Below are 2,655 nucleotides of genomic sequence, written 5' to 3'. Positions count from 1 at the left end.
AGGAACAAAAGGAACCGTTCTTGCAAGACATCTCATTCAATCCTTTTTACCGGGAGAAACAAGTCCTGAAATGGCTCACCATATTGGTATGGAGCTATGTAAAAAGATACTCAAAGACGAGTACGAATTTGTCTTATCTACTCACATAGATAAGGGGCATATTCACAATCACATCATTTGTGCGTCCATAAGGTACGAAGTAAATCCATTTTAGCAAAATGGTAGAATAGTAGTTTTAATATCTAAGGTCAATAACTCACTTAGAGGAGAAATCCAAAGAGGACAATAGCACGTTATTAAAGTCATAAGTTGGATAGATATCATTCCACGACTGAATGGCGAGACCTAAAGCTGATATGAGGATAAAATCTAAACTGATTGAATGCCAGTCCGAGGAACATTTGTGGTGGTCATAACGAAAGATATCTATATACGTTATGTTGAGTGTACCTATGTAGTGAAAATGAATGCATTAGGCAAAACTTTAAACTCAATCCGCTTGTATAAGCATGAAAGGACGAAAAGCATATCCGACAATCAACATTGCTTTTTACTTCGATACTAAATGGAGATTACCTAAGTCAGAAAGCAACAAAATGCTATGGTTTTTAAGAACCTGAATATCTGATATGGTAACGGAGCCTTCGTAGTAATCCGAGAGAGATAACGACTCTTACATGGTAAAGGAAGGCAGTTTATTCATTCAATTCAGAGGAAAGGAAGGTGCGAGAGGCACTATGAGAAATCCCAACAATGTATTGATTAGTTTGAGAAAACATTCAAAAGAAGAAAACTACACTTACAAAAGATTGTATCATAACCTTTACAATACAGACCTGTTCTTGCAAGCATACCAAAATATTTATGCTAACACAGGAAATATGACTAAAGGTGTAGATAATCAAACAATAAGTGCAATGAACTTAGAAAGAATTAACAAAATCATTGATTCACTAAAAGATGAAAGTTACTCACCCACACCAACAAAAAGAGTATATATTCCAAAGAAAAACGGAAAATTAAGACCATTAGGCATACCAAGCATTGACGATAAATTAGTACAGGAAGTATGTAGAATGTTATTAAATTCTATCTATGATGAAAGCTTTGAGGACACATCTCATGGCTTTAGAGATAATAGAAGTTGTCATACCGCTTTAAGACAAATTCAAAATAGATTTGTAAGATGTAAATGGTTCGTTGAAGGAGACATTAAAGGTTTCTTTGACAATATAGACCATAACATTATGATAGACATTCTATCCAAGCGTATTGAAGATGAAAGATTCCTAAGATTAATAAGAAAGTTTCTTAAAGCCGGATACATGGAACAAAACCAATATCACAACACTTACAGTGGAATGCCACAAGGGTCAATAATAAGTCCCATACTTTCAAATATTTACTTGGATAAATTTGACAAGTATATGAAAAGTTACAAGGAAAGCTTTGATAAAGGCAATAAAAGAAAGCAAAACAGGGAATATAAAGCTCTCTATGATAGAAGAAAAAGACTTGAAAATAAGTTAAGCAAGACAACTAATAAAATTGAAATAAATGATATTAAATCAGAAACTGAAGAGATAAACAAAAGATATTTCAATATACCTTGCTTAAATCCTATGGATGAAAACTTCAAGAGAATACAATATGTTAGATATGCTGATGATTTCATTATTGGCATTATCGGTTCTAAGGCAGATGCTGAAAAGGTAAAACAAGAAATTGGTCAATTTATCAAATCAGAATTAAACCTCGAACTATCTGATGAAAAAACGCTAGTAACAAAATCAACAGATAGAGCCAAGTTCCTAGGTTTTGATATCAGAGTAACTCCTGGAAGTAATCATACAAAAAGGACAAAAACAGGTATAAAAGCAAGAAATTTTGGTGGTCATGTAAGACTTGAATTATCAACTTCAACAATACAAAATAAACTAACAGAGCTTGGAGCATTAAGAATTAAAAATCTAAATGGAAAAGAAGTATGGTTTCCTAAAGAAAGAACAGAGCTAACATCAAGAACAGACTTAAGTATATTAGACCAATATAACGGAGAAATTAGAGGATTCTGTAACTACTACAGACTCGCAAATAATTCTTCAAAGCTCCATAAATTTAGATATATTATGGAATACAGTCTGTATAAAACATTGGCTTGCAAATATAGGACAAAGGTAACGGATATTATAACTAGATACCGCAATGATAAAGATTTTGGTATAAGTTATACAGATAAAAATGGTAACAACAAAACTCGTTTACTTTGGAAAGACAGCTTGGCTAGAAAAGAATTTCCCCAAGATGATAATGCTGATGTGATTCATAAGCAAAAGTTCTATCTTAAGAAACCAACGCTAGGTTTAAGATTAAAAAATAATAAGTGTGAATGGTGTGGGAAAGAAACTAATAATCTAAAAGTGTATCAAGTAAAAAAGCTTAAAGACTTAACTGATGAATATGCTTGGCATGTTTTTATGAAAAGCATTAATAGAAAAACGCTAGTAGTTTGTAATGAATGTTTTGAAAAAATTAACAACTCAAATGAAGAATAAATGGAAAGCCGTATACATCGAGAGGTGTACGTACGGTTTGGGGGCGAGTATCTAAAAACCTACATTAGAAATAATGCAAGGCGTTGGATACTTAGCCTAC

At 32.6% G+C, this 2,655-nt stretch carries 1 protein-coding gene and 1 pseudogene; both read left to right on the top strand.

The window, feature by feature from the left end; all coding sequences use genetic code 11:
* Positions 1–178: pseudogene (locus tag HMPREF9129_RS09875) on the top strand (relaxase/mobilization nuclease domain-containing protein); the annotation flags it as partial.
* A 559-nt stretch (positions 179–737) separates the two neighbouring features.
* A complete protein-coding gene (ltrA, locus tag HMPREF9129_RS09870) occupies positions 738–2,555 on the top strand; it encodes a group II intron reverse transcriptase/maturase (RefSeq protein ID WP_257009283.1) in 1,818 nt (605 codons plus the stop codon).
* Positions 2,556–2,655: the final 100 nt, after the last annotated feature.

It is taken from the genome of Peptoniphilus indolicus ATCC 29427, assembly GCF_000227315.1.
GTDB classification, from domain to species: domain Bacteria; phylum Bacillota; class Clostridia; order Tissierellales; family Peptoniphilaceae; genus Peptoniphilus; species Peptoniphilus indolicus.
This window is presented reverse-complemented; position numbering and strand designations above follow the sequence as displayed.